This window comes from Butyrivibrio sp. (assembly GCF_024699075.1).
On sequence record NZ_JAILQF010000326.1, the window covers coordinates 1 to 2,443 of the forward strand.

The following is a 2,443-nucleotide window of genomic DNA, read 5'->3' on the forward strand; positions in this document are numbered from 1 at the left end:
AGCTGTGTCATTCTTAAATGGCCTTGTTTTCTTTGCGCCGGTGGCGCTGCTGGTCAGAACCCGTGCTGGTGTCAGCCTTGACCAGTTCTTTATTTTACAGGCGATTCTGTCTGTTACTATTTTCCTTGGAGAAATCCCAACCGGAAAGATTACTGATGTTGTTGGTTATAAGAATACTATTGTGCTTTCCCAGATCATATTCCTTATTGCCAGAAGCATGATGCTTGCCGCCTTTCTTTCAAAAAACTACTATCTATTTATCGCAGAGGCGATTATTGAGGGAATTGCAATCTGTTTTACATCTGGAACCATCTGCGCATATCTGTATCAGAAATATGATGAAGGTGAATACGTTGTTAAGAGCGCAAGAGTCGGGAACTTTGGTACTGCAGGATTCATCGCAAGTACCATAATGTATGCCGGTATCTATCACTTCTTTGGTATTGGGGGTTTACTACTACTCACGGCTGCAATGAACTTAAAAGCTGTTCTGGTAAGCTTGGGCATAGAAAAAGAGAAGGCCAAAAGCGGTACTGATACTGAGGTAAGTGCTGCTTCTAAGGAGTCTTGTAGCAAACTCAGCAAGCTCTTTATTCTTAAAATAAATGCTGAGAACATCATAATCATGATTACCCTTGCATGCGTCAGTATTTCTTTTATCCTTATCAATTTCTTTTACGTAGACAAGCTGGAAATTCTTGGAATTTCTGAAGAATGGATGACAGCTATCATCCTTGGATACTCAGTATTTCAGATGGCTGCTGAGAAGATACTTGATACTATCGGAGAAAAGAATTACTTCAAAACTTTTGTTATCGGCTTCATCATTTCAGGTATCTGCATGCTCCTATTCGGAAGAATAAATATCACGCTGGTTGTCATACCAATCATGTTAATTCTTCCGCTTATAGTTTCAGTTCCGGCATATATTTTTGACGAGATGGAAAATAAGGTTATAGACAAGAACCATCTTGAAGATAAAAGAGCCGAGGTTTTATCTGCATACAACATGGGCGTAAACCTTGTTGAAGTCGTATTCCTGTTTGCATCGGCTTTTGTCGCAGAGCTTGGCGTATCAGCCTGCTTCACAGTTGTTGGAGTTTTGATGATACTGCTAGCCGGAATTCATGTAATCAAAAGATAATTCCATAATACTGGCGGAGAAAGCTAAATTGCTCTCTCCGCCTTTTTATCATGATTAAATATCAAATTCATTTGTAAACAGTATCGAAGTTCTATTGTTCCTAATGCATGTTTTGATAATTCCGGTATAACCGATAATAGCCGTTTATAAGCAAAACACGTTTATACATTATTCATGCATAAAGTCCACAAAATCTTATCCGCATTGCAAAATCTTTCACCTAAAACAGATTTTTGGTTTGGGTGAAAGATTTTGAAAGCTTTCATGGCAAAAATGTATAAAAATTGTCCAAAATGATACTTAGATGCGATATTTATAATTCGCGGCTACTATAACTCGCATATCATTTTTAATTTTAGAGGTCTTTTTGTTAAGAACTCTGCATTCTCATCCATCACAGTTCTTGGATGCTGATACACATCTACATCTACCGTAATGGGCTCATCTATGACATACAAATACCCTTTTTCTTTACCATCATGGCTGATAACACCATTATCATCATAACTAAGTCTACATGGTTTGTGAGAAAATGCCTCTGCCAGTTCTCTCCACTGCGTAACTGTGCTTTCTGCCCGTAATTCAGATAATATCAAGTTTGAACCGTGATACCAAGTGCCTTCAGACTTTATTGTTATTTCCATAATCAGTCATGCCCCAATCAATCCATTGATTCTTTCAGCTGTTCTGCCCGGTTCTCTGCATCATCAATCCTATTTTCAATACTATCTACCGCACTATCCAGCTCGTCTATTCTGCTCTCTATATCGTCTAACTGACCATCTGCTGTGTCAATATCACCTGGTATCATTGTTCCTATAGGGCAATTGTTTTGTCTAATATCGCATCCATCACCCAGGCACAGGTTTCCAACAGAGCAATTATCCAATCTAACGTCGCACTCATCTCCTGTGTTCAGATTATTTACAGAGCATTCTTTCAATGTCAAATTGATATTATTATCTTCTGACTGCAAGAAGCCTTTTAATAACTCCTCAAGAACCTGTACTCTTTTTTCTAACTCAGCATATTTTTCTTCCATCACACCATTCCTCCACTACATATGTTTTGCAAAATCATTATCTCTTTCAGAAAAGAGCTTCACAACCTCATTTGGATCCGTTTCTATATTTGCTAATCCTCCAATATCACTACTATATACTTTTGCACTGTTGAAAGACAGCTGAATATTGCTATTTTCCCAGCAAATGGAGCACTCCTGTAAAGAGAATGACATAAAAACCTTTCTTTTATTTCGTCATCATCATGCAGAAAATATACAGATTGTTAATAAAACTG

The 2,443-nt window shown here is 37.8% G+C and carries 3 protein-coding genes; 1 reads left to right on the forward strand and 2 read right to left on the reverse strand.

From position 1 onward, the window contains the following. Positions 1-1,144: MFS transporter (locus K6G87_RS13205; RefSeq protein WP_296838174.1), on the forward strand; the 1,144-nt coding region annotated here is incomplete at its 5' end. A 329-nt stretch (positions 1,145-1,473) separates the two neighbouring features. Here K6G87_RS13205 and K6G87_RS13210 read toward each other — a convergent pair. Next, complete coding sequence (locus K6G87_RS13210) at positions 1,474-1,788, reverse strand: hypothetical protein (protein WP_296838177.1); 315 nt, start codon at positions 1,786-1,788, stop codon at positions 1,474-1,476. 17 nt (positions 1,789-1,805) lie between these two features. Beyond that, a complete protein-coding gene (locus K6G87_RS13215) occupies positions 1,806-2,189 on the reverse strand; it encodes a hypothetical protein (protein WP_296838179.1) in 384 nt (127 codons plus the stop codon). Between the last annotated feature and the right edge of the window lie 254 nt (positions 2,190-2,443).